At 61.2% G+C, this 25015-nt stretch carries 18 protein-coding genes and 1 tRNA gene; 9 read left to right on the forward strand and 10 right to left on the reverse strand.

Going from position 1 to position 25015, the window contains the following annotated elements:
- Nucleotides 1-84: 84 nt before the first annotated feature.
- The 5 genes from ACYU7Q_RS14280 to ACYU7Q_RS14300 all read right to left on the reverse strand — a co-directional run bounded on the left by ACYU7Q_RS14280 (nt 85) and on the right by ACYU7Q_RS14300 (nt 6074).
- A complete protein-coding gene (locus ACYU7Q_RS14280; protein ID WP_460610110.1) occupies nt 85-2376 on the reverse strand; it encodes a xanthine dehydrogenase molybdopterin binding subunit in 2292 nt (763 codons plus the stop codon).
- Between the two features lie 136 nt (nt 2377-2512).
- Entirely contained in the window at nt 2513-4057 is a 1545-nt protein-coding gene (locus ACYU7Q_RS14285; protein WP_460610111.1) for an FAD binding domain-containing protein, read from the reverse strand.
- 26 nt (nt 4058-4083) lie between these two features.
- Nucleotides 4084-4446, reverse strand: coding sequence for a four helix bundle protein (locus ACYU7Q_RS14290; protein WP_460610112.1), 363 nt, complete (start codon nt 4444-4446; stop codon nt 4084-4086).
- Between the two features lie 32 nt (nt 4447-4478).
- Nucleotides 4479-4955, reverse strand: coding sequence for a nucleoside deaminase (locus ACYU7Q_RS14295; protein WP_460610113.1), 477 nt, complete (start codon nt 4953-4955; stop codon nt 4479-4481).
- Nucleotides 4956-5138: 183 nt separating this feature from the next.
- Nucleotides 5139-6074 (reverse strand): hypothetical protein, encoded by a 936-nt coding sequence (locus tag ACYU7Q_RS14300; protein ID WP_460610114.1) that lies wholly within the window; start codon nt 6072-6074, stop codon nt 5139-5141.
- Between the two features lie 189 nt (nt 6075-6263).
- Between ACYU7Q_RS14300 and ACYU7Q_RS14305 the strand changes: the two genes are divergently transcribed.
- The 7 genes from ACYU7Q_RS14305 (at nt 6264) to ACYU7Q_RS14335 (ending at nt 16934) form a co-directional block, all read left to right on the forward strand.
- Nucleotides 6264-6758 (forward strand): thioredoxin domain-containing protein, encoded by a 495-nt coding sequence (locus ACYU7Q_RS14305; RefSeq protein WP_460610115.1) that lies wholly within the window; start codon nt 6264-6266, stop codon nt 6756-6758.
- A gap of 31 nt (nt 6759-6789) precedes the next feature.
- Nucleotides 6790-8367, forward strand: coding sequence for a T9SS type A sorting domain-containing protein (locus ACYU7Q_RS14310; protein WP_460610116.1), 1578 nt, complete (start codon nt 6790-6792; stop codon nt 8365-8367).
- Nucleotides 8368-8562: 195 nt separating this feature from the next.
- Nucleotides 8563-9672 (forward strand): glycosyltransferase family protein, encoded by a 1110-nt coding sequence (locus ACYU7Q_RS14315; RefSeq protein ID WP_460610117.1) that lies wholly within the window; start codon nt 8563-8565, stop codon nt 9670-9672.
- Between the two features lie 145 nt (nt 9673-9817).
- Nucleotides 9818-11854: a peptidylprolyl isomerase gene (locus ACYU7Q_RS14320; RefSeq protein ID WP_460610118.1), complete on the forward strand. Its 2037-nt coding sequence runs from the start codon at nt 9818-9820 to the stop codon at nt 11852-11854.
- 112 nt (nt 11855-11966) lie between these two features.
- A complete protein-coding gene (locus ACYU7Q_RS14325) occupies nt 11967-12692 on the forward strand; it encodes a hypothetical protein (RefSeq protein WP_460610119.1) in 726 nt (241 codons plus the stop codon).
- Nucleotides 12693-12736: 44 nt separating this feature from the next.
- The gene (locus tag ACYU7Q_RS14330) at nt 12737-13552 is read left to right on the forward strand and encodes a mechanosensitive ion channel family protein (protein WP_460610120.1); all 816 of its coding nucleotides are present in this window, start codon (nt 12737-12739) and stop codon (nt 13550-13552) included.
- A gap of 193 nt (nt 13553-13745) precedes the next feature.
- Nucleotides 13746-16934: a PAS domain S-box protein gene (locus tag ACYU7Q_RS14335; protein ID WP_460610121.1), complete on the forward strand. Its 3189-nt coding sequence runs from the start codon at nt 13746-13748 to the stop codon at nt 16932-16934.
- A 19-nt stretch (nt 16935-16953) separates the two neighbouring features.
- Here the strand turns inward: ACYU7Q_RS14335 and ACYU7Q_RS14340 are convergent, their stop codons facing one another.
- Together ACYU7Q_RS14340 and ACYU7Q_RS14345 are read right to left on the reverse strand one after the other, a co-directional pair.
- Nucleotides 16954-17934 carry an aldo-keto reductase family protein gene (locus tag ACYU7Q_RS14340; protein ID WP_460610122.1) on the reverse strand — a complete coding sequence of 327 codons (981 nt, stop codon included), beginning with the start codon at nt 17932-17934 and terminating at the stop codon, nt 16954-16956.
- Between the two features lie 18 nt (nt 17935-17952).
- Nucleotides 17953-18297 carry a cupin domain-containing protein gene (locus tag ACYU7Q_RS14345; protein WP_460610123.1) on the reverse strand — a complete coding sequence of 115 codons (345 nt, stop codon included), beginning with the start codon at nt 18295-18297 and terminating at the stop codon, nt 17953-17955.
- Between the two features lie 181 nt (nt 18298-18478).
- On the opposite strand from ACYU7Q_RS14345, the gene ACYU7Q_RS14350 reads away from it, so the two are divergent.
- A complete protein-coding gene (locus ACYU7Q_RS14350; RefSeq protein ID WP_460610124.1) occupies nt 18479-19312 on the forward strand; it encodes a serine O-acetyltransferase in 834 nt (277 codons plus the stop codon).
- 89 nt (nt 19313-19401) lie between these two features.
- Nucleotides 19402-20325, forward strand: a complete 924-nt coding sequence (cysK, locus tag ACYU7Q_RS14355; RefSeq protein ID WP_460610125.1) for a PLP-dependent cysteine synthase family protein — start codon at nt 19402-19404, stop codon at nt 20323-20325.
- Between the two features lie 124 nt (nt 20326-20449).
- Here the strand turns inward: cysK and ACYU7Q_RS14360 are convergent.
- The 3 genes from ACYU7Q_RS14360 to ACYU7Q_RS14370 all read right to left on the reverse strand — a co-directional run bounded on the left by ACYU7Q_RS14360 (nt 20450) and on the right by ACYU7Q_RS14370 (nt 24994).
- A tRNA-Ala gene (locus tag ACYU7Q_RS14360) sits at nt 20450-20523 on the reverse strand.
- A 186-nt stretch (nt 20524-20709) separates the two neighbouring features.
- Nucleotides 20710-24228 (reverse strand): TonB-dependent receptor, encoded by a 3519-nt coding sequence (locus tag ACYU7Q_RS14365; RefSeq protein ID WP_460610126.1) that lies wholly within the window; start codon nt 24226-24228, stop codon nt 20710-20712.
- Nucleotides 24229-24376: 148 nt separating this feature from the next.
- Nucleotides 24377-24994 carry a C40 family peptidase gene (locus tag ACYU7Q_RS14370; protein WP_460610127.1) on the reverse strand — a complete coding sequence of 206 codons (618 nt, stop codon included), beginning with the start codon at nt 24992-24994 and terminating at the stop codon, nt 24377-24379.
- Nucleotides 24995-25015: the final 21 nt, after the last annotated feature.

The following is a 25015-nucleotide window of genomic DNA, read 5'->3' on the forward strand; positions in this document are numbered from 1 at the left end:
ATTGTAGCCCATGCTATTCGTGGGCTACTACTTTAAAACTGCCAATCGTCCCAGCAAAGCTCGAATCCTATAATCCAAATTACCTTAACCCCGCGCCACCGCAGCAGCTTCGCTCGCCCCTACAAACTCCGGATACAAGCTCACCAGCACCTTCTCTGGCGTCATCGGGGCCGAGAAGGGCAGGGCCGTGTGGCCCTGAAATGCCCGCACCGCGTCGCGTAGGGCGAAGTAAGTACCGATGCCATACATAAGCGGCGGCTCGCCCACGGCCTTGGAGCGCAGGATGGCCTTGGGGTGGCCCGGCGTATCGAGGAAGTGCACGTCGAGCACCTTGGGCGCGGCGTAGATGTCGGGTATTTTGTAGCTGTTGAGCGAGTTGCTGAGCAGGCGGCCTTCAGCGTTGTAGGCCACTTCCTCCATCGTCATCCAGCCGATGCCCTGCACCGCGCCGCCCTCAATCTGGCCCCGGTCGATGACTTCGTTGAAGCTCTGGCCGAAGTCGTGGGCAATTTGCAGCGCATCCACGGTGTAGGTGCCCCGCAGGCAGTCCACCGTCACGGTGGTCAGGGCCGTGCCATACACGTGGTAGGCGAAGGGGTGGCCTTGGTTCACGGTCGCATCGAAATGCAGGTCGGGGGTGGCGTAATGGGCGTTTTCGGTGAGGGCCACGCGCTTCCAGAAGGCCGAGGATACGAGCTTCTCCCAGTCGGTTTCGGCAGGTACTCCCGCCGCTAAAACCTGCTCGTTGTGAATTTCGAGGCCCTCGTAGTTGAGCGTGTATTCGGTGCTGGCGTGTCGCAATAGCCGCTCACGTAGCGCGCGGCAGGCCATTTCGGTGGCCTTGCCGTTGAGGTCGGCGGTGGCGCTGGCGGCGCTGGGGGAGGTGTTGGCGACGCGGGTGGTGTTGGTGGTTTCGATTTTGATGCGGTTAATCGAAATGCCCAGCGTGCGGGCCGCCACTTGCGCGATTTTAGTGTTCACGCCCTGGCCCATCTCCACCGCGCCCGTGCTGATGCCCACCGAGCCGTCGGAATAGATGTGCACCAGTGCCCGCGTCTGGTTCATGGGCGTTTTGGTGAACGAGATGCCGAAGCAAATCGGCATCACCGCGAAGCCCTTTTTCTTCAGTTTATTGGTCTGGTTGAACTGCTCAACTTCGGTCCTGATTCCGACCAGGTCGAATTCCGCGGCGGCGGTGTCCCAGGCCTGCTCGGCGTGACACATTTCGGCGGCCTGCCGGTACGAGAACAGGTCGCCCTCACGCAGCAGATTGCGGCGCTGAATTTCGAAAGTTGGCACTCCTAATTCTTCAGCGGCTTTGGCAATAGCTGACTCAATTACGAACATGCCCTGCGGCCCGCCGAAGCCCCGGAAAGCCGTATTCGGCGGCAGGTTGGTTCGGCACGAAAAGGCCGTGGCCGTCACGTTGGGCACGAAATAGGCGTTGGTGGCATGGAAGAGCGTGCGCTCCATCACGGCCGGCGAGAGGTCGGCCGCCGCGCCCGCGTTCTGGAAGAAGGTGACTTCGTAAGCCACGATTTTCAGGTCGGCGTCGAAGCCGATTTTGAAATCGGAGGAGTAGGGATGGCGCTTGCCGGTCATGCGCATGTCGGCCATGCGGTCGAGCACCAGCTTCACCGGTTTTTTGGTGATGAAGGCGCCCAGCGCGGCCAGCGCCCCCCAGGGTGTGGCCTGGTCTTCCTTGCCCCCGAAACCGCCGCCGAGGCGCGTCACATCTACTTCGACCTGGTGCATACCCAGGCCCAGCACGTGGGCGGTATGGCGCTGCACAGCCGTCGGCCCCTGCGTCGAGGAAATCATCCGCACGCCGCCCATTTCCGTGGGGAAAGCGTAGGCGCCCTGCGTCTCGATGTACAAATGCTCTTGCCCACCATTTTCAGCCACGCCCTCAAACACGTGCGCGCAAGCAGCCCAGGCCGCCGCCGAATCGCCGATGCGGAAGGTGCGCGGCGGCACGATGAACTCGCCCTGCGCGGCCGCCACCCGTGGGTCGGTGATGATGGGCAACGGGTCGATTTCGACCTTGATGAGCTTGAGGGCGGCGTGGGCCTGCGCCTCGGTGCGGGCCAGTACCAGCGCCACCGGCTGCCCCCGGAAATGCACGTGCCCCTCGGCCAGCAGCGGCTCGTCGGCCACGATGCCGCCAATCTGGTTTTCGCCGGGAATGTCTTCGGCCGTGAGCACGCGCACCACTCCGGGCGCGGCCAGGGCGGCGCTGAAATCGAGGCGGCGGAGCACGCCGTGGGCCAGCGGGCTTTCAAACACGGCCGCGTAGAGCGTGCCCTGCTGGGTGGGCACATCGTCGAGGTACTGCGATTCGCCGCGCACGTGGCGCTGAGGGTCGAGGTGGTTCATGGGTACTTCTTATTTCGAAAGCCCGTCATGCCGAGCGCAGCCGAGGCATTTCGCTCGCTTCGGTGCAATGACATTGATTACCGCTGCACGCGAGATGCCTCGGCTGCGCTCGGCATGACGTTCTATTTTCTTCGTTCTAAATCAATTCATCCACCGCCAGCTCCGGCGCAAACTCCAGGAAATGCGCCCACAGCAGCTGCCGTAGCAACAGCCGCTTGTAGTCGGCGGTGCCGCGCACGTCGGAAATCGGGCTGATTTCGGCCTGCATTACCTCGTTGGCAGCCGTTACGGTTTCCGCCGTCAACTCGCGGCCCTGCAGAAACTCACTGATGCGGGCCAGGTACAATGGCACCGGCCCCACGCCGCCCGCCGACACGCGGGCCGCCTGGATAACGCCGTTTTCAACCCGCAGCCAGGCAGCGGAGTTCACGCTGGCAATGTCGAGGTGGGTGCGCTTGGATACTTTCTCGAAGTGGAAAAAGTCGCCGGCCAGCGGGGCGGGGAAGCTGATTTCAATGACCTGCTCATCGGCTGCTTTCGCCAGCTTTTTGTAGCCGAGGTAGAGGTCGGGCAGGGCCAGCTCGCGGGTGGCTCCGGCGGCATCGAGCAGCGTGATGGACGCGCCCAGGGCCAGGAACATGATGGTCAAATCCCCAATCGGCGAACCGTTGATGAAGTTGCCGGCCACCGTGCCCATGTTGCGGATGGGCGTGCTCGACACCAGTTTCAGGTACTGCGGCAGGTTGGGCAGCAGGCCGCGCATCAGGTCTGATTCGAGTAGCTGGCTGGCCGTGGTGGCTGCGCCCAGTACCACCCGACCCGTCGTGGCGTGCCGAATACCGCGCCGGCCGGGCTGGTCGAAAATCAGGCGCACGCCCGGCTGCTCCCGCAATTCCTCAAGGCGTTGCACCAGCAAATCGGTGCCGCCGCCCACAAGGGCGTAGGTGAATGGCGCAGGCGCGGAGTGGCCGCTGTCGTTCTGGCTTTGGGCGTGGCCATTGGGCGAGGTCGAAACGGCACTGCCTCCATTTGCATGGCTTGAAGCAGAAGTTGCTATTGCTGCGGTAGAAGCTTCAGTTGCTTTCGCATCATCGGGGCGCAGCTGTGCCAGCTTAAACGGGATTTCGGCAAAATAGCCGGGCACGAACTGCTTTTCGCTGAGCCAGGCCAGCGCATTTTCCGTCGGGCGACCTTCCAGCTCGGCGGTGAGTTTTGCGGCGGCGCGCTCTAATGATTTGTAGCCGGTGCAGCGGCAGATGTTGCCATCAATAGCGGCGATGGTGCTTTTCTCGGTAGCGGGCGTGCTGCTCAGGCTGTGGCCCGTCAGCGACATCACGAAGCCTACTGTGCAGAAACCGCACTGCGAGCCGCCCTCGTCCACAATAGCCTTTTGCACGGGCGTGAGCTGGCTGCCGGCCGCATTGATGCCTTCCACCGTCACGATGTGCTTGCCGTGGGCGTTGCCCAGCGGCGTGAGGCAGCTGGTCATGCTCTGGTAGTTCACCGTCTGGCCGTCAGCGTTCAGCTCGCCCACCAGCACGGTGCAGGCGCCGCAGTCGCCCTCGCGGCAGCCGATTTTGGTGCCCTTCAACTGCTCGTGGTAGCGCACAAAATCGAGCAGGGCGCTGGCCGGGGCCTCGCCGGTGCGAACGGGCTGGTCGTTGAGGTAAAATTCTATCACAATTATTAATGATTAACGATTAGTGATTAATCTTTTTGCTTGTTGACTTTGGCTGTTTTTATGGAAGCGGTCAGGAGCTTTAGGAGTTCCAGACCATCGTTGTAAATGCTGGTTGATTGCGGGCTAGTAAGGTAGGCCGTTTCGGTAAGCAGTTTAATCCAATACAGGGTTTCATTGGCTTCTTTCTGAGCAATTGCTAACTTATGAATAAAGTCGGATTTGCTTTCCGCATATTCAGCTTCGCGTACCATACTGCCGATTGCGGTGCCACAGCGCAAAAGCTGTTTGGCCAGAATGAATTCTCGCCTCTCAGTCTGCAAAAACTGACACATCCGCACAACACGAACAGCAAATGCGAATGATTTTGATTTCAGGATATTCTCCGCCATTATCCATTAATCATTAACCGCTAATCATTAAATCAGTATTCCGTCTTGCCTTCCAGTTCCGTCCAGGCCTTAAATCCGGCCAGGGCCTCATCGCGCAGCAGCTGCGTCATGGGCAATTTACGTTTTTCCATGGGCCGGTCCAGTTCTTCGTAGATGAACTGGTCATCAAACCCAATGGCGGCCGCGTCGGCCTTGGTATTGCCGTAGAATACGCGGGCCGGGCGGGCCCAGTAAATGGCCCCGAGGCACATGGGGCAGGGCTCGCAGCTGGTGTAGAGGTCGCAGCCGTCGAGCTGGAAGGTGCCTAATTCCTTGCAGGCTTTGCGGATGGCGTCGACCTCGGCGTGGCAGGTGGGGTCGTGGGTGGTGGTGACCTGGTTGAAGCCACGGGCAATAATTTTACCGTCTTTCACCACCACCGCGCCGAAAGGGCCACCGAAACCGGCCTTCATTTGGTCGATGGACAGGCGAATGGCTTCGCGCATGAATTCGGGGTTGGGAGCTTCCATGGGTGGGGCGGAAAATGTGAGCGGCAGCAGCTGCGTAAAGTTTTGAAAAACGGGCAACAAAGAAAGCGAGGGAATGCCACATTCGCCGTCGTTCTGCTTTAGGGCCGGGCTCCAAAGCAAAGCCCGAGTGGCGTACCCGCTCGGGGCACACCACTCGGGCCATTTAAAATTGATAGAATGAGGCTACTTCATCAAATTCGGAATGCGCAGCTGCAAGCCAATGGAGGGCACAAACGTGACGCCGCTCAGCGAGGTGCTGGCCCCGTTCAGCAGGGCGTAGTCGCCGTAATTCTGGTAGAAGACGGACACGGCCGGGATGACGTATAAGTACCGGTAGCCCAGCTTGAGATTGACAAAGCCGCCGAAGGAGGAGAAGTTGCGGCTTTGCAGCGGCAGCTCGGGCACCTGCACCGAGCCGTTGTAGATTTTGGTGGGCGCGAAGCCGTAGCTCACCCAGCTGTGGGCATACACCAGGCCGTAGCTGATGGCCCCGATTTCCTCCTCCGGCCCAAACGACTGGCTGAAGGTGAGCGGCACCAGCAAATCGTTGCGCGTGGCCCGGAAATTCAGCAGCGAGTTGATATCGGAGAGGAAGGGCAGGCTGGGCAATTTGGCCCGCTGGGTGGCGAATTGCAGGCCGATGCTGGCATAGGTGGTGCCGCTTACCGCGCCCCGGTCAGGGTTTTCGGGCGAGCCGGTGGGACCGAGCAGCTGGTACTGCGTATCAAATACATAGGAGCCGAAAGCGTACTTGAAGCCGGCATCGAGGCGCGGCACAATGCCGTAGCGGATGTTAAGGTCGGCAGTGGGCTGCACCGGGTCGAGGATGTAGGCCAGGGCGGCGGCTTGCAGCTGCGTGGTGGCTTCGGTGTAGTCCACTTTTTGCTGGCTGGCGGCCTGGCTGGCGGCTTCCTTCACGGCGCTGCCGGCTTTGGCCAGGGGCGCGGTGGCCAGGTTGAAGCCCTGGTTGTAGCCCACCCGAAACTCGCCCTGGGGGGTGACTTTGCCGGTGGCGATGATGGCGCGTGGGGCCGAGCAGGCGGTAGCCAGCAGGAGGGAAGCAGCGGCCAGAGCCGCGCCCAACGGCCGCAGGCTGGAGCGTAAAGAAGCGGTGTTCATAGGTAAGCAAAGGATAAGTGGTAGGGCGTAAACGAAAACCGGGCCGAAAAGTCGGAACCAGCCCGTCAGGCGGATGTCTGGTAGCCGGTTGTCATTCCGACGCCGGCGGAATTGGAGAGCAAGTCCTTCGATTCCGCCGGCGTCGGAATGAGGGATTTCTTTGCTAATTGCTTCTCTTATAAATTGCTTATGCCGCTTTTGCTACTCCTGCTGCTGCATTTTGGGGGAATAATTCCAGGACCCGCGCCACGCGCTACGGTCTACGTTTTTCTGGCCGAAACCTGCCCCATCAGCCAGGCGGCCACGCTGCCATTGCGGGAGCTGCACGGCCGCTACGAGGCGCAGGGCGTGCGGTTCGTGGGCGTGTTTCCGGCCAAGGAAACCAGTCCGGCCGGGCTGGCGGCTTTCGCCAAAACCTATCAACTGGGCTTTCCCCTGCAAGCCGATGCGGGCCACCAGCTCACCAAAAAGCTGCACGCCCGCGTCACGCCCGAAGCCGTGGTGGTGGCCGCCGATGGCCGCACCGTCCTCTACCAGGGCCGCCTCGATGACGCCTACGCCGGCCTGGGCCAGCACCGAACCGTGACGCGCCACCACGAGCTGGCCGATGCGCTGGCCGCTGTGGCCACCGGCCAGCCCGTAGCCGTGCCGCGCACCGAGCCGGTGGGCTGTTTTATTGAATAGTTTCAAAATCAATCTGCTACATCTGCTACATATGAAGCACTACTTCTCTCTGTTGCTCCTGGCCCTGAGTTGCTTGGGTGCGGCTCCGGCAGCGCAAGCCCAATCCACCCCACAGTATACCTTCAGCCAGGACATTGCGCCGCTGGTGTATCAGCACTGCACGCCCTGCCACCGCACCGGCGAAGTGGCCCCGTTTCCGCTCACCACCTACGCCGAAGTAGTGAGCCACGCCCAGACCATTAAGTACGTGACCGGCACGCGCTACATGCCGCCGTGGAAGCCCGACCCCAACTACCGCCACTACCTCGACGAGAACACGCTGACCAACGCGGAAATCGCCAAAATCCGGGCTTGGGTCGATGCCGGTACGCCGCAAGGCAACCCCGCCCTCACGCCGGCCCTGCCCACGTACCCCAGCGGCTCGCAGCTGGGCACACCCGATATGGTGATTCCGATGGCCCAGGCCTTTACGCACCAGGGCAATGGCCAGGATATGTACCGCATTTTCGTGCTGCCCGTGAACCTGCTGGCCGACCGCGACATCGCGGCCATTGAGTTTCGGCCTGGCAATAAGGGCATTGTGCACCATGTCATCATCGGCATGGATACTACCCAGCAGGCCCAGGCCCTGGATGCGGCCGCGCCCGGCTACGGCTACACGCAGTTCGGCGGCTTCGGCTTCAACCCCGTGGAAACCAACTTTGCGGCTTGGGTGCCGGGCATGCAGTCGCGCTTTTACCCCACGGGCATGGGCAAGAAGCTCTACCGCCACGCCTCGCTGCTGGTGCAGGTGCACTACGGCCCCAATTTCGTGACGCAAAAGGACTCGTCGGTGGTGAACGTGTTTTTTGCCCGTCAGCCCGTCACGCGCTACATCCAGACGGTGCCGGCCATCTCGCCGGTCACGCTCAGCAACGGGCCGTTCATCATTCCGGCCAACCAGGTGAGCACCTTCCACGCCCAGCTCAACGTGCCGGCCGATGCGACTATTCTTAGTGTTGCGCCCCACGCCCACCTGCTCAGCAAAAGCTGGAAAGTGTGGGTGGTGCAGCCCAACGGCGACACCATTAAGCTGGTCAAAATCAACGACTGGGATTTCCGCTGGCAGGGCGTTTTCCGCTTCACTGCGCTGCTGAAAATTCCGGTTGGCTCGCGCCTCATGGCCGATGCCGTGTACGACAACACCGCCCAGAACCCGCGCAACCCCAACAGCCCGCCCCTCACCACGCAGTGGGGCGAGAGCACGACGGCCGAAATGCTGCTCACCTACTTCGACCTGCTGCCCTACCGCGCCGGCGACGAAAATATCGTACTCAGCACCGCGCCCGGCGTGGCCACCACCCCCGGCACCGTGCAAATGGCCGTGTACCCCAACCCCGCCAGCGGCACAGGCAGCATCAGTTTTCAGCAGGAGCGGGCCGGCCCCGTCTCGGTGTCACTGCTCGATGCTACTGGCCGGCTGGTGCGTGCCGTGGTGCGTCAGAAAGCCTATCCGGCCGGGCCACAGCAGCTGCCCCTGCCGCTGGCAGGCGTGGCTCCGGGTATTTATATCGTGCGGCTGGAATCGAATGAAGGGACGCGCAGCGAGAAGCTGGTGGTGACTGAGTAAGAAACCGTCATTGCGAGCGTAGCGCGGCAATCTGTCCTGTCAAAACCAGACACTGTCTTTTACCAGAAAGCCCCGTCACTTCGCAGTGTTGGGGCTTTTTGGTAAGGTTTGTCACAATCTGGAGGCTTGTCGCATTCGGAGGACGGATTGCCGCGCTGCGCTCGCAATGACAGGCGAAAGCGTTTCCTTTACAGCATGAAAATTCTATACGGAGTGCCCGGCGAGGGCCTGGGCCATGCCACCCGCAGCAAAGTTGTCATCGGCCACCTGCTGGCGCAGGGGCACGAAGTGCGCGTGGTGAGCAGCAGCCGGGCTTACACCATGCTGGCGGCGGCCTTCCCCGACCGGGTGCACGAAATCCGGGGCTTTCACCTGGCCTATAATGGCTTGGCGGTGAGCAAGCTGCGGACGGCCGTACTCACGCTGCGCACCGCGCCCGAGGATTTGCGTGTCAATTTCGCCCGCTACCGCGAGCTGCTGGGCGGTTTCGAGCCGGAAGTGGTGGTTTCGGATTTTGAATCCTTCAGCTTTTTGTTTGCGAAGCTACGCCGGCTGCCCATTGTCAGTATTGATAATATGCAGATTATCAGCCGGGCCAAGATGAATGTGACCGTGCCAAAAGCAGAGCGGGAAAACTACCGGGTGGCCAAAAGCATTGTGCGGGCCAAGCTGCCGCACAGCCGCCACTATTTCGTCACCACGTTCTTCAACCTGCCGCTGGCCAAGCAGCGCACCACGCTGGTGCCGCCCATCATCCGGCCCGAGATTCTGGCCGCCGCGCCCACCAAAGGCCAGCACGTATTGGTCTATCAATCAGCCACCACGCAGCAGAACCTGGTGCCGCTGCTGCAACAGCTGCCCGACCAGGAATTCCGCGTCTACGGCTTCAACAAGCAGGAAAGCCACGGCAACGTGCAGCTCTGCGCCTTTTCCGAAGCCGGCTTTATTGCCGACCTGGCCAGCGCCCGTGCCGTGGTCACGAACGGCGGCTTCTCGCTGATTTCGGAGGCCGTGTTCCTGCACAAGCCCATCTGCGCCATTCCCATTCCGGCCCAGTTCGAGCAATGGCTGAATGCCGCCGAAGTGCAGCAAATGGGCTACGGCCGCCATTTCGACGCCATCACCGCCGATAACCTGCGGGCGTTTCTTTACGGTCTGGGCAGCTTTGAAACGGCCCTGGCCGGCTACCAACAGCGGGGCAATGCCGTGCTTTTTGCCGGCCTCGATGCGCTGCTGAAGGACATTGCGACGGAATATTTGCCCAGCGAAGCCGCGCCGCAGGAAGATTCCTGGGGCGGCGAGTAGGGGCGAAGCTTTCATTCCGATGCAGGAGGAATCTGAGGACTTGGGCCATTAAGTGGCACAGGCTTTAGCTTGCGCCCCGTACTCCAGCCCCAAACCACTCCGGCCACGTAAGCGCAACCAGAACCCAGCGCTACCCTTTCCGCCTATGACTTTTCGCTCCTCTCGTTTTTGGCCGATGCTGTTGCTGGCGGCTGCCTGCACCCGCACGCCCCGCCCCAGCGCTGGCCTCGCCAACAAGTACCACGACGCCACCATCCGCCAAATCGGCACGGCGCAGGACGAGCGCAATACCGCTGCCATTCTGCCTTTTTTAACGAATTCAAACCCCACCTACCGGCGCGAAGCTGCCCTGGCGCTCGCCTCGGTGCAGGCCCCGGCGGCCGTGCCCGGCCTCATTCCGCTGCTGCGCGATGCCGACCCCGGCGTGCGCCGCGCCGCCGCCTACGCCCTGGGCCAGACCGGCGACAGCACCGCCGTGGACAGCCTGCGCGTGCGCGTCCTCAAGGAAAGCGACGGCTTGGTGCGCCGCTATGTGCACGAGGCGCTGGGCCGCACCGTCACCCGCCACAGCCTGCCCGAACTCTGGCGCGTCGAAACGCTGAACGATACTTCCCGCACCGCCGCTCTGGCCTGGGGCCTGAGCCGCGCCGCCCTGCACGGCCTGGCCTCGCCCGAGAGCATCCGGCGCACGGTGGCCGTGCTGAACTCGCCCAAACTGCCTGTGCGCGGCCGGCTGGCGGCCGTGGTGGCCCTGTCGCGCACCCGCGGGCTCGATGCAGATTTGTCCCGCTTGGCCGAAAGCACGCTGCTACGCGTGGCTCAGAAGGACCGGAACTATGCCGTGCGGGCGGCGGCGGCCACTACGTTAGGTAAGGTCGCCCAGGTTGTGCCATCACCGGGAGCAACACCGGCATTCAGTCCGATAGCGCCGAATGCCCGCCCCGCCGCCGTCCTGGCTCGCCTTGCCACCAAAGACCCCGACTACCGTGTGCGGCTCAGTGCCATCCGGGCTTTGCCGTTTGATGCGGAAAATTACCCGGCCAGCCGCAAAGCCGTTTTTTTTGCGCTTGCGCACGACCGCGCCCCGGTGGCTCTCACGGCGGCCGAGTGGCTGCTGGCCCATGCCAAAGGCGAGTCGGGCGCCGCGCTGGCGGCCTTGGCCGATGGCAACAAGCAGGCCTCGGTGCGGGTGAGAGCCGCTTTGCTGCGGGCCGCTGTGCGCCACGCCAGCCCGGCGGCCCGCCCCAGCCTTGTCGAAACCATTGAGAAGCGCTACCCAACCGCGCCCACGGTATACGAGAAGGGCTTTTTGCTGGAAGCGCTGAGCGAAGACCCGGCTGCATTCGATTTCGTGCGAACCGAGGCGTTTGCGGCGGGGCAGTCGCCGTTGGTGGCGGGTTATGCGCTGGGCGCGTTGCTCACCATGCGCCGCAGTACCGATTTTCCGGCTGGCCGCCAGGCCGATTTTGCCGCCGCTATGCGCCAAGCTTTAGCTGGTGGCGACGTGGCCCAGCTCGGTACCGCCGCTGAGGCCCTGGCCGATGCCAAACTTTACCCCGAAGCGCAGCCGGCCGACCTCGCTGCCCTGCGCGCCGCCCAGGCCAAACTGCAGCTACCCACCGAAATTGAAGCTTGGCAGGGCCTACAGCAAGCCCTCGACAAGCTGACCAAAGCCCCGAAACCCACACCCTCGCCGCTGGCCACGGCCGCGCAGCACCCAATAGATTGGACCGTGGTGCAGGGCGTGCCGCTGGGCCAGCAGGTGCGACTGCGCACCAGCAAGGGCATTATTCTGCTGGAATTGAAGCCCGAAGAAGCGCCCGGCGCGGTGGCCAGCTTCGTCACGCTCATCGGCCAGCATTTCTACAACAACCTGTATTTCCACCGCGTGGTGCCCAATTTCGTAGCCCAGGGCGGCGACCCGCGCGGCGACGGCAACGGCAGCGCGCCTTACAACCTGCGCTCCGAATTCGGCGACCTGCGCTACGAGGAAGGCAGCGTGGGCCTGGCTTCGGCCGGCAAGGACACCGAGAGCTGCCAGTTCTTCATCACCCACACGCCCACGCCGCACCTGGACGGTCGCTACCCCATTTTCGCCCAGGTGGTGGGCGGTATGGACGTGGTGCACAAGCTCGACATCGGTGACCAGATTCTGGGCGTGGAATTAGTGGCAATGCCGTGAAAAATACTGCTAATTCCGGGCCGGGCTTTACATTTACTACCCGCTCCGGCACCACCACAAAGCCATTTAAACGGGCTTATTTCATTTGTGGGTAGTCGCCGGCCTCGTTCTCATGATTGAAGTCGACCTCATTACCAAACACGGAAAAAAGGCCATGGGCATTGCTGCCGAACACCCGGCGCCAACTGGTTGGCGCCACCGCTTGCCAGAAATTCTGCTTGAAATCGGCATCATTGTGTTTGCCATCACGCTGTCCATTCAATTGCATTCCTGGCACGAGCATTCGGTGGAGCGCGCCGAGGAGCGCAAGTTCCTCACCGGCCTGCGTGCCGACCTGGCCAGCGACCTGATAGAGCTGCACAACGACTCGCTGAGCTATGCGCAGGTGCTGCAAGGCTACCGCTATTTCCGCTCCCTGACTCCGCAAACGGTGAACGTGGACAGCGTGCACAAGTACCAGTGGACGCTGGGCAGCGAGACGAACCTGCTGCCTAACTCGTCGCGGTTCGAAGGGCTGAAATCGGCCGGCAAGCTGGGCATCATCGAAGATGACGAGCTGCTGAATGCCATTCTGGATAATTACCAGGAGCGGGTTCCGGGGCTGGTAATGGAAACACGTTCTTTTTCGGCGTATAAAGCGAGCACCATCGCGCCATACCTCGACGACCACCTGCAGCGCTCGGGCGATAATTTCGTGGCCTTGATGCAATCCGACCGCATGTATAATTACCTGAATAAGGAACCTATTATTCAGGGTATCATGCAGCGCTACCATGGGGTGCTGCAGCACACCCGCAAGCTGATTCGCGAAATTGATGCCCACCAGGCCCGCGATTAGACGACGGCAGTTCCCCCTTCGGTTTCTTCTTTCCATTACTCATTATGAACCAAGTCAGTAACTACGCCCAGCAGCTGCAAGCCCTTGTTGTCCTCTACCTGCCCCGCGTGCTCATGGCCGGGGTGGCGCTGGTGGTGGGCTGGTGGCTCATTGGCTGGGCCAGCCGCATTATTGCCACCGCTGCCAGGCGGCTTGATGTGTCGCTGGCCTCGTTCCTGACCAGCTTGGTAAATATCGTGCTCAAAGTGCTGCTGCTGATATCGGTGGCCGGCATGGTGGGCTTCGAAACCACGTCGTTTGTGGCCATTCTGGGAGCGGCGGGGTTGGCAGTAGGCCTGGCCTTGCAGGGCACGCTGGCCAATTTTGCGGGCGGCGTGCTCATCCTCATTTTCAAGCCCTACGTGGTGGGCGATACCATTGAGTCGCAGGGAAAGTCGGGCGAGGTGAAAGAGATTCAGATTTTCAACACCATTCTCGTCACGCCGCAGGGCGACACCATCATCCTGCCCAACGGCGCTACGTCCAACAATGTCATCATCAACAAAACGGCCCAGAACAAGGCTTTGGTCGAGATTGTGGCCGACCTCGACAACGCTACCGACCTAACCGCCCTGCGCGCCTGGGCCATTCCCCTGCTCCAAGCCGACGAAGATGTGCTGCAAACGCCCGCGCCGCAGGTGGCCGTCACGGCCCTCAAGCCCGGCGGCATGACGGTGGCCTTCCGGGCCTATACTCCAGCCGGTCGCAATGGTCCGGCCCAGGCCCGCCTCATCGAGCAGCTGCAGCGGGCCTTGGCCCAGCAGGGGGTAGGCAGCCCGGTGCCGGTGCAGCACAGCTACGTGCGCACCCTGCCCGAGTAAGGCGGCGGGCTGAGAAAAGCTGGTTGCGAAGTCCGCACCATTCTTATTCTCGTATGCCTGACCAATTGTAGCGTGGTGGTAATGAGGGCTGATTGGCTTTCCTTCGGCCCGCGCCCTGTCTAGGCCAGGTCACGGTTTGTATCTTACACAGCGTGCATTCATCTACTGAAGAGCTTTTAGCTGACGCATTTCTATGACCCGTGCCGAGCTCGAAGTGGCGTTAGCCCAGCAAAAAACTGCGAATGCGGCCTTGCGTGCCCAGCTGGCGGTAGCTGCCACGCCCGCCGCAGCCTATGTGCCGCCTAGCTTGCTGGCCTATCTGCTCGAAGAACAACATACGGCTGTAGTGCTGACCAACGGCGACGGCTACGTGCAGTGGGTAAACAAAGGTTTTGCGAAGCTGTGTGGCCTGGAAATGAGTGCGATAGCGGGTCAAAAGCTGGAAGGGTTTCTGTGCGCCGGCCTCCGTGATGCGACCACGGTGGCGTATATTCAGGATAGTCTGCGGCGGCACGAGCCGTTTCAGTACGAAGTAGCCAACCCGCGGCCGGGCTCCGGGGGCTGGCTGCGCGTGAACGTACGGCCGGTGGTGGAGGCAGCCGACGGCGTGGTGCATTTTGTGGGCCTGCTCGAAGACATTACGGAATGGAAACGGGCGCAGCTGCGGCTGGTGAGCAGCGAGCGGCGCTTCCGCGACCTGGCCGAAAACGTGCCCGGCGTGCTCTACGAGTGGCGGAAGCAAAACGACGGGGCGTTCTTCTTTGACTACGTGAGTCCCAAGGTGCAGGAACTGTTCGGGATAGCGCCGCACGAGCTCAGCCGCATGACGGATTTTATTCACCCGGACGAGCTGGAGGGGTTTCTGCAGTCGCTTGACTATGCCACCCACAACCACGCCCCGTGGGCTTACGAAGGCCGCATTGCGGTGCCGGGGCAGCCCATTCGCTGGCTGCGGGGCAGCGCCAACGTCACCAGCTTCGGCCCCGATTGGGTATCGTACAGCGGGATTCTGCTCGATGTAACGCCCCTCAAGCTGGCCGAAAGTGCCATGCGCGAAAGCGACCTCCGCTTAGGGTTGGCCATGGAGGGCTTCGGCGATGGGGCCTGGGAACTGAACCTGCGCACGCATCAGGTCGCCTTCTCATCGGAGTACAAGGCCATGCTGGGGTATGACGAGGACAGCTTCCCGGATGAGTACGAAACCTGGCTCGCGCATGTGCACCCCGATGACCTGACGCAGGTGGTAGAAACCGTGCGCAAGTATGTGCAAGCCGGCGGCAAGATGGCCACTGCGGAATACCGGATGCGCTGCCGCGACGGCAACTACAAATGGGTGCTGAGCCGGGCCGCCATCACGGCCTGGGGAGCCACCGGCCAGCCGCTGATGCTGAGTGGCCTGCACAGCGACATCTCGGCCCAGAAGGACGCCGAAGAGGCGCTCGGTACTTCCAATCAGCAACTGGCTACCGTGATTGCGCACTTTCAGGACGGGCTGGTGCTGGAAGACGGAAATCGCCGAATTGTGTTCACCAACGAGGCTTTTTGCCAACTGCTGGGAGTGCCCGAGACCCCTGCCCAACTGCACGGCCGCAACGGGGCCTGGTTCACCGAAGCCTCCCGCAAATACGTCCGCAAGCCGCACCAGTACGTGGCGCGTATCGCAGCGCTGCTGCGCCGCCGCCAGCCCGCCACCGGCGACGTCGTTCCGCTGCGCGATGGCCGCACCCTTCAGCGCGCTTTTACCCCCATTTTCGACGGCTCCCGCTACATTGGTCACCTCTGGAAGTACGAAGACATCACGGCCCGCATCAGGGCCGAAGAGGATTTAAAGCGGCGCGAAGAAAAATACCGGGGCATCATCGAAAACATGTCGCTCGGGCTGGTGGAGGCCGATTTGAACGACCACCTGCTCTACGCCAACCAAAGTTTTTGCGACATGACCGGCTACTGCACCGACGAGCTGGCCGGCCAGCGCCTCTCGCCGCTGCTGCTCAACGGCCCCGACCTGGAGCTGGTGGAAGGCAAGCTGCGCACCCGCGAACACGGCATTTCCGATTCGTATGAGATTGTGGTAACCACCAAAACCGGCGAGCGCAAGTGGCTGCTGGTGAGCGGCGCCCCTCTCTACGACGACCGCCAGCAGCACATCGGCTCCATTGGCATTTACCTTGATGTGACGCTCCAGAAGCACCTCGAAACCAGTCTGCGCGACGCCAAAGCGCAGGCCGAAAGCAGCACCCGCGCCAAGCAAGATTTCCTGGCCAACATGAGCCACGAAATTCGCACGCCCATGAACGCCATCATGGGCATGAGCCAGCTGCTGGCCAAAACCCCGCTGGCGGCCCCGCAGGCCAGCTACCTGCACGCCATCACGGCTTCGGCCGAAAACCTGCTGGTCATCATCAACGACATCCTTGACCTCTCGAAGATTGAGGCCGGCCAGCTGGCCATCGAGCACATCGGGTTCAGCCCCGCGCGCGTCTGTGAGCAAGTCAAGAAAACCCTGCAATACAAAGCCGAGGAAAAAGGCCTCACCTTCACCGTCGCCCTCGACCCGGCCATGCCCGAAGTCGTGCTCGGCGACCCCTTCCGCATCACCCAGGTGCTGCTAAACCTGGCCGGCAATTCCGTGAAATTCACCGAGCGGGGCACGGTGAGCGTTAGCTGCCAGCTGCTCGACCACCCGAATCCAGACGAAGTATTGGCCGAATTCACGGTGCAGGATACCGGCATCGGCATCGAGGCTGAATACCTGAACCGCATCTTTGATGACTTTAGCCAGGAGGATTCGACCGTGACGCGGCGGTTTGGCGGCACCGGCCTGGGCCTGGGCATCAGCAAAAAGCTGGTGCACCTGCTGGGCGGCGAGTTGCGCATTGAAAGCCAAAAAAACCACGGTACCGTCAGCCGATTTAGCCTGCGCCTGCCCGTGGGCAACGCCCAACACCTCTCGCCGAAAGACCCAGGCGACCTCGAAGGCATGCAGCAGGAACTGCAAGGCAAGCACATTCTGCTGGTCGAAGACAACCTGTTCAACCGCATGCTGGCCACCACTTTCCTCACCAATGCCGGCATGAGCGTGACGGAAGCCCCCAATGGCCAGGCCGCCGTGGAGCTGGCCCGCACGCAGGCCTTCGACCTGATTTTGATGGACGTGCAGATGCCCATCAAAAACGGCTACGAAGCCACGCTCATCCTGCGGCAGGAGCTGGGGCTCACCGTGCCCATCATTGCCCTCACCGCCAACGCCATTACCGGCGAGCGGGACAAATGCCTGGCCGCCGGCATGGATGACTACCTGACCAAGCCCTTTCAGGAATTCTCTCTCCTGAAAATGGTGCACGATTGGGCCGTGGTGGCCCAGCGCAGCCCCATCGAATAGGCCTTTGAGTCCGGTTGTATTAGCGATTCACCAGTTTCAGTGCGCCTTCGCCATAGCGGGCTCCCACCACGGGGTGGGCTGCCAGCAGGGCGCGGAGTTGGTCCAGGTCATCAGTTGTAAGCTGAATGTCTGCCGCGGCGGCGTTTTCTTCGAGGTATTTCGGCCTTTTGGTGCCCGGAATGGGTATGATGTGGGCATCCTGCGCCAGCAGCCACGCCAGCGCCAGCTGCGCCGTGCTGATGCCCCGCGCCTCGGCCAGATGCCTCAGTCCGGCCACCAGCGGCACGTTGGCATCGCCGACTTCGGCCCCGAAACGGGGCATGCTGCGTCGCAAATCCTTCTCGGCCAGCTGCGGGCCAACGGCCGTGAGCAGCCCGCGCCCGAGCGGCGAAAAAGGCACCAGGCTGATGCCTAGCTCCCGGCACGCGGGCAGAATTTCTGCCTCCACGTCGCGGGTGAACATGGAATATTCCGACTGCAGCGCCGCGATGGGGTGCGTGCCCGCCGCCCGCCGCAACGATGCCGCCGAGGCTTCCGACAGGCCCAAAAACCGCACTTTCCCAGCTTGCACCAGCGCCGCCATCGCGCCCACCATTTCCTCCACCGGCACGGCCGGGTCGATGCGGTGGGCGTAATACAGGTCGATGGTATCGATACCCAAGCGTTGCAGACTGGCGTCGCAGGCGGCCGCAATGCGCTCGGGGCGCACATCCAAGGCCGAGCCGCCCGTTCCATCGGCCACAAAGCCAAACTTGGTGGCCAGGAAAATCCGGTCGCGGTTGGGCACCAGTACCTGCCGCAGCAGCGTCTCGTTGGCCCCAAACCCGTAGATATCGGCCGTATCCCAAAACGTTACGCCCAACTCCAGCGCCCGGTGCAGCGTGGCCACGGCCTCGCGCTCGTTGCTGGGGCCATAGGCGTAGTCCGAAGCCATCGACATGCAGCCCAGGCCCAGGGCCGAAACTTGCTGGCCGGTGCGGCCCAGTTCGCGGGTTTTCATAGCTGTTGTACCGGTTGCTTATTTCTCTTCGCGGCCGTGCACCTGCGCCGGCGGCGACGTAGCCTCTACGGCCGAAAAACTTTCCAGAATTTTATAAGTGTGCTCCGTATTCCGCGGCACTACCCACGAATTGCCGGGCTCCAGAATAACCATCTGGCCGGCCAGGTGCAGTTCGGCGCGGCCACTGAGCACGTAGCCCACCGTTTCGTAGGGCCGGGTGGCCGGGGCTTTGGGCTCGCCGGGCTGCTCGTTTTCCCACATGCGCATGGCAATGTGCGTGCCCGAAGCCAGGTATTTCTCGCCGTCGGGGCCGGTAGGGGAGTACTGCGAATCAACTTTGGTGATGGAGGTATCGGCTGCCATGGCAATGCTGAAAAAGATGGGAAAGAGGAAAAGGAAGAGTATCTTATGGCCCGGCGGCCGCAGTGGCCGGCGGGGTACTGGCTAAACGGCGAAGGCCGCGCCGCCGTTGCCCGGCCGCCCAAAACCTTCCCTTCCTCTGCCGGTTGATTCCGCTGGTTCTCTGCTTATGTTTTCAGCCCCCGTGCTTCCCCATTCTTTTGCCGAAGAGCTGGCTCACGCTCACTCCGTGGCCCCCGACGCCCTCCCTGGCGCGGCCTTCTGCGCCCTCGCCGACGGCTTGCTCGCCCTGCTCTTTCCGCAGCGTGCCGAGCGGCCTTTGCCCAATGCCGACGCCGTGGAGGCCGAGCTACAGTACTTCCGGGCCGAGTTGGCCGCGCTGCTCGCGGGCGTGCCGGCCCTGCCTGCCTCACCCGCCGCCCTGGCCGATGAGTTTACGGCCCAGCTGCCGGCCCTGCGAGCCGCGTTGCTGCGCGATGCCAGCGCCATTCTGGCCAGCGACCCCGCCGCCCAGGGCCTGGCCGAAATCATCAGTTCCTATCCCGGCTTCTACGCCACGGCCCTTTATCGGCTGGCCCATGCCCTCTACCAGCGGGGCTTGCCACGCCTGCCGCGTCTGCTGAGCGAGTACGCCCACCAGCGCACCGGCGTGGATATTCACCCCGGGGCACACATCGGCCCGGCCTTCTGCATCGACCATGGCACGGGCCTCGTCATCGGCGAAACGGCCATTATCGGGTCCAATGTGCAGATATACCAGGGCGTCACGCTGGGCGCGCTCAGCGTCACCAAGGGCTTGCAGGGTACCAAGCGCCACCCCACCATTGAGGACCATGTGGTTATCTACGCCGGCGCTACCATTCTCGGGGGCAGCACGGTGGTGGGGGCGCACAGTATCATCGGCGGCAACGTGTGGCTGACCGAAAGCGTACCCTCGCATTCGCGGGTGTACCACCGGGCGCACATCCAGATTTCGCGCAACGTCGACCCGGCGGCCGAGCTGGTTTTCTCCATCTGATTTTTCTGGTTAACGTTAATGTAGCGTGGGCGGCATGCTGCTCACTTGGCCTTTTCTCGTCCAAATTCAATTTTTTACTTAACCCCCGCATGAAAGCCAATTCTATTCTCGATACCATTGGCAACACGCCACTGGTGCGCCTCAACCGCATTTTTGCCGCCATTCGCCCCGATGTAGAAGTGTGGGTGAAGCTGGAGCGCGCCAACCCCGGCGGGTCCATCAAAGACCGCATTGCCCTGAGCATGATTGAGCAGGCCGAGAAGGACGGCACCATCACCAAAGACAGCCTGATTGTAGAGCCCACTTCCGGCAATACCGGCGTGGGCCTGGCCCTGGTAGCCGCCGTGAAAGGTTACAAGCTCACCCTTGTCATGCCCGAAAGCATGAGCATCGAGCGCCGCCGCCTCATGGCCGCTTACGGGGCTACCCTGGAGCTCACGCCCCGCGAAAAAGGCATGAAGGGTGCCATTGAAAAAGCCCGCGAAATAGTGGCCAATACGCCTGGCGCCTGGATGCCCATGCAATTCTCCAACCCCGCCAATCCCAAAATCCACGCCGAAACCACGGCCCAGGAAATCCTGCGCGATGCCCCCGAAGGCTTCGACTTTCACATCACCGGCGTGGGCACCGGCGGCCACATCACCGCCGTCACGGAAACCCTGAAGCCACATTTCCCCAACCTGAAAACCTTCGCCGTCGAGCCTGAGGCCTCGCCCGTTATCAGTGGCGGCGCGCCGGGGCCGCATCCCATCCAAGGTATCGGTGCCGGCTTCATCCCCGATAACCTGCACGTCGACATCCTTGACGGTACCATTCAAGTCTCGCAGGCGGAGGCCTATGAGATGACGCGTCGCGCCGCCCGGGAGGAGGGAATCTTTGTCGGCGTATCATCGGGGGCCTCACTGGCTGCCATCGCCAAAAAGCTGCCCGACATGCCCCAAGGAAGCCGCGTGCTCACCTTCTGCTACGATACCGGCGAGCGATACTTATCCGTCGAAGGTCTGTTTGTCTAAAGCCACCAATGAAAACGCCCCGGATATTATTTCCAGGGCCGTTTTTCGTTAACCCGAGAAGTGAATAAATAAAAAAGCCCGTTCAGGAATCTGAATGGGCTTTTTTATTTATTCACTTCTTCAGTGGAGAATATCGGAGTCGAACCGATGACCTCTTGCATGCCATGCAAGCGCTCTAGCCAGCTGAGCTAATCCCCCTGATTTGTTGTTTACCGCCGTGCCATTTGCGCTTTGGTTCGACAAAAGTACGGGCGAATATCGGTTTGGCAAGCCCTGGCAGCATCTTTTTTCCTGGAATGACGCAAGCCTCAAATAATCAGCCACAAAAAAAGAGGGCAGGAATTTCTTCCTGCCCTCTTCCAAGGCTACGCTAAGCGGAAAAGCTTAGTTGAAGATGTAGCGGATGCCAACCTGGCCCTGCCAGCGCGAACCGAGGCCGCCCGTGTCATTGCGGAAGGTATCGGTCAGCTTGGTGCCGGGGGTTACGGTGTTATCAGCATTCTTCACCGGGTTCACCAGGTAGCTGTACTCGAACACCGGCTGGCCGGCGGCGTTGTAGCCGTCAAACTTGAGCGGGTTGGTGCGAACAGGCGTCTGAACTACACCCCAGTTGCTGTTCAACAGGTTGCCGATGTTGAAGATATCCAGACTCAACTGCAGGGTATTGCGGTTGCTGCCGATGTTGGTGAAGATATCCTGGAGCAGACGGAAGTCCAGACGGTTCAGCCACGGACGGGCGGCACCGTTACGCTCGGCGTACTCGCCGCGGTGCTTGCTCAGGTAGCTGTCCTGGTTGATGAAGTTGTTCAGGTCGGTCCACTGGTCAGCCGACGAGTACACGCCACCGCCCTGGGCCGCCGTAAGGGTGATGGGCTGCAGGTTGATTTCGCTCTGGGTGCGGGGGATGTACATCAGGTCGTTTGCGGTTTGGTTGTCGCCGTTCATGTCGCCCGAATACACGTAAGAGAAGCGGGCTGTGCCGGAGCTAACAGCCGGGGCACCTTCGTAGAACATCGAGAGCGTAGTGCCTAAGTGGCCTACATATTCCTTGCGGTACGAAGCCGAAACGATAACGCGGTGCTGTTGCAGGTAGCTCGAGTAGCTCAGCACATCAGCATTCGGGTCGCCCGAAATCGAACGGTCGCGCCAGATGGACTGAGCAATCGAACCACCGTCGTTCACCGAGCGCGAATCGGTGTAGGTGTAGGCGGCGCTGGCGTAGAAACCACTGGCGAAAGACTTCTGCAACTGCGCCGTCACGGCGTAAGAGTAGCCTTTGTTGGTGTTTTTCATCAGGATGGCGTCACTGATGTTGGGGTTGGTAGCCGAAGCACCGCCGCGCCCAGCATAAATCTGGTAGTTGCGGCTGGTAGCAGCTAAGCCGTTGGTGATAACAGCGGGGCTGTTAACAGTCCAGAAGATGGGGCGATTATCTGCACCAACGGCACGATTATAGGGGTTGGCCTCCGTGCCGGGCAGGTTCACGTTCTGGTGATATACCGAGTTGATGTCTTTCGTATAGAAAGCTTCCAGCGTACCGATTACGCCACCGGGCAGTTCCTGGTCAACGGCCAGGTTCGTGCGCCATACCTGCGGGAATTTGAAATCCTTATCCGTTACGGCCAGGTTATAGGCCGTGTTAGCCGTGGCGTTCTGCGGACGGTAAGCATCCACGTTGGGGCTGAACGGATAGATGGAGGCGTTCACGTTGGTAACGGTCTGGCCATTGACGGTAGACGTGGTCGGTACCGCCCCCGATGTGCTGAACGAACCGAACTGCACGCCGTTGTTGCTGGCTTGGTTAGACAGCCATACGAAGGGCACACGGCCGGTGAAGATGCCCGTACCTCCACGCAGCTGCGTCTTGCGGTCGTCGTTCACGTCCCAGTTGAAGCCGGCACGCGGCGAGAGCAATACCGATTTCTTCGGCACCGAGCCCGTGTTGAGTTGCACGCCATCGCGGAAGGTAAGGTTAGCGGCGTTGGTGTTCTGCTGCAAATCCGAAGTCAGGAAGGGCAGGTCAGCCCGCAGGCCGTAGGTTACTTTCAGGTTGCTGCGGGGCGACCATTCGTCCTGCAGGTACAGGCCCAACTGGGCCGCCGTGATGTCGGCAAAGGGGAAGCTACCACCCGGCAGGGCCGAGTACTGGAGGTTGTAGCGCTGCGGGCCGGGGCGGGTGGTGCCAGCGGCAAAGGGCGAGTATGTAGCGGTGGTGCGGTCGTAGTTAAAACCAGCCGAGGCATAGAAGTCCTCCAGCGAGTTGAAGGAATAGTTGCCATAGTAGTTCGGGGCAAAACCGTTGCGGAACTTGTAGTACTCGTTGTAGGTACCCACCGTCACGTTGTGCTTGCCAAGGTAAGCGGTGAAGTTGTCGCCGAACTGATAAACGTCCGAGTTCAGAATGTTGAAAGCCGAGAAAGGCTCGTAGCCGAACGTGGTCAGCGAGTTCGATGCGTTGATGCCATTCAGGGCCGTGCCCGTGCTACGGCCAACGCTAGTACCGATGTCAACGAGTGGGAATATGCCCCCGCTGCTCTCGCGGAAGTCGCGGAATGCCGAGTAACCGGCTGTCAGGTTGTTCGAATACTTACCCCCGCCGAGGGTGCTGTTCAGTTCGGCGATGATGGAATTCAGGTTGTTGTTAATCGTGTAGTACGACGACAAGTAGGGCAAACCAAACTGCGACTGCGAGCGCTGCGCGTTGATAGCGCCCGAAGTGCTCGGCGGGATGTCGCTATACGACTTCAAGTAGTTGTACTTGATGTTGAACCGGTTGTTGTTGTTTATGTTCCAGTCGAGCTTGATGGTAGCCTTGTCGCTGTTCGAGCGCAGGTTGTAGCTTTCATAAGGGCCGGGATTGTAGCCGTACTGCTGCTGCAGGAAGTTGCTCAAGGCGTCAAGGTCACGGGCCGAAGCGTTCGACACGGTGCTGCCCGTTGCGGGAGCCGTGGTTTCGCGGTTGGCCGTGAAGTTGCCCGTGGGCGGGTCGTTGCGGCGCTCCGACTCGGCATTGATGAAGAAGAACAACTTGTCCTTAATAATCGGACCACCCACGCGGAAGCCGATGTTGTTCAGGTTAAACTTGGGGTAGTCGCTGGTAACATCGCCTACTTTGCTGCCCACCAGGTTCTGGTTGCGGAAGAAGTCATAGATGGAAGCCGATACTTTGTTCGAGCCCGAACGGGTCACGACGTTGATGCCGGCACCCGTAAACGAACCCTGACGAACGTCGAAAGGCGCGATGCTTACCTGAATCTGGTCGATGGCATCCAGCGAAATGGGCTGAGCACCGGCCTGACCACCTACCGTCGACGACAAGCCGAAGGCGTTGTTGAAGATGGCGCCATCAACGGTGATGTTGTTGTAGCCGCTGTTGCGGCCGCCGAAGCTCTGGCCGTTGGCCTGGGGCGTGAGGCGGGTGAAGTCGTTCAACGAACGGTTCAGGGTGGGCAGGCGCTCAATGGTTTCGCGCTGCACCGTGGTGCTGGCGCCGGTGTGGTCGGCGCTCATGATGGGGTCGCGGCGGCCGCTCACCGTTACTTCCGCCAACTCCGTCGAAGCATCACTTAGTACCTGGTCGAAGCGTAAGCTCTGACCCAGAGTTAGATTGATACCTTCCCGGGTAACGTCCTTATAACCTACAAACGTCACACGAACCGTGTAAGGGCCGCCCACGCGCATGTTCTGGATGTTGAAGCGGCCATCGGAGTTGGTGGGCGCTACGTACTGCGTGTTGGTGGGCGTATGAATGGCAATTACGGTGGCACCGGGCAAGCCCGCGCCGTTCTTGTCGGAGATAACTCCGCTCATTGCTGCTGTGGTCGCGCCTTGGCTCCAGCCTACGCGGGCCGTCAGGAGCATCAGCGCCAGCAGTAGCAGGTGGCGTAAACTTAAATTATTCATGTTGAAAAAGGTTGGTGGAAACAGTGAGCTTTGTAAAAGCGGGACAAAGGTACGACGGTGCCGAAAGGGCCAATATTACGTAAATTTTACCATTGATTAATATCGTCGGAATTAGTTATTTGTCAGGCAAAGATAATGGGTGCTTGCATCACAGCCGGGGCCGCACGGCCCGAATGAACCGACTGAGGTAATAATCAGATTCAAAGCTGTTTTCGACTACGCCGAGTGAAGTTGACGCGTGAATAAAATCCACGCCTTCCTCGTCGGCCACTGTCACCAAACCCACGTGCGTGATGGTGCGGCTGCCGGGCGAAGCTCCAAAAAATACTAAATCGCCGGGCTGTAAGTCGGTGGATTTCACGGGGTCGCCCCACACGGCCTGTTCGTTGGACGAGCGCGGAATAGTGACACCGGCCTCGCCAAAAGCTAATTGCAGCAGGCCCGAGCAGTCGAGGCCCAGGCGCGTAGTGCCACCGTAGAGGTAGGGGGTTCCCTGGTAGGAGCGAGCGGCCTCAATCACCGAGGCCAGGGTGCCGGTGGCACTGCCCATGCGAGCGGGGCGCTTGGTCACCACTTTGGTTTTGGCGCCACTGGGGGTGGCCACCACGACCTTGGATTTGCGGGTCGGGCTCGCCCGGCCGCCCTTTTTCAGGCGCACCATTTCGCGGGCCGAGCGGTACTGGCCGTCGCGATAATTAAGCTTGCGGTGGCAGCTGGCCAACAGGACCAAAGTCAGCAGCAGCAGCGGTAGTATCTTCGTTGTCACCCTACCCATCGGCCGCAAAGA

This window comes from Hymenobacter terrigena (genome assembly GCF_054776515.1).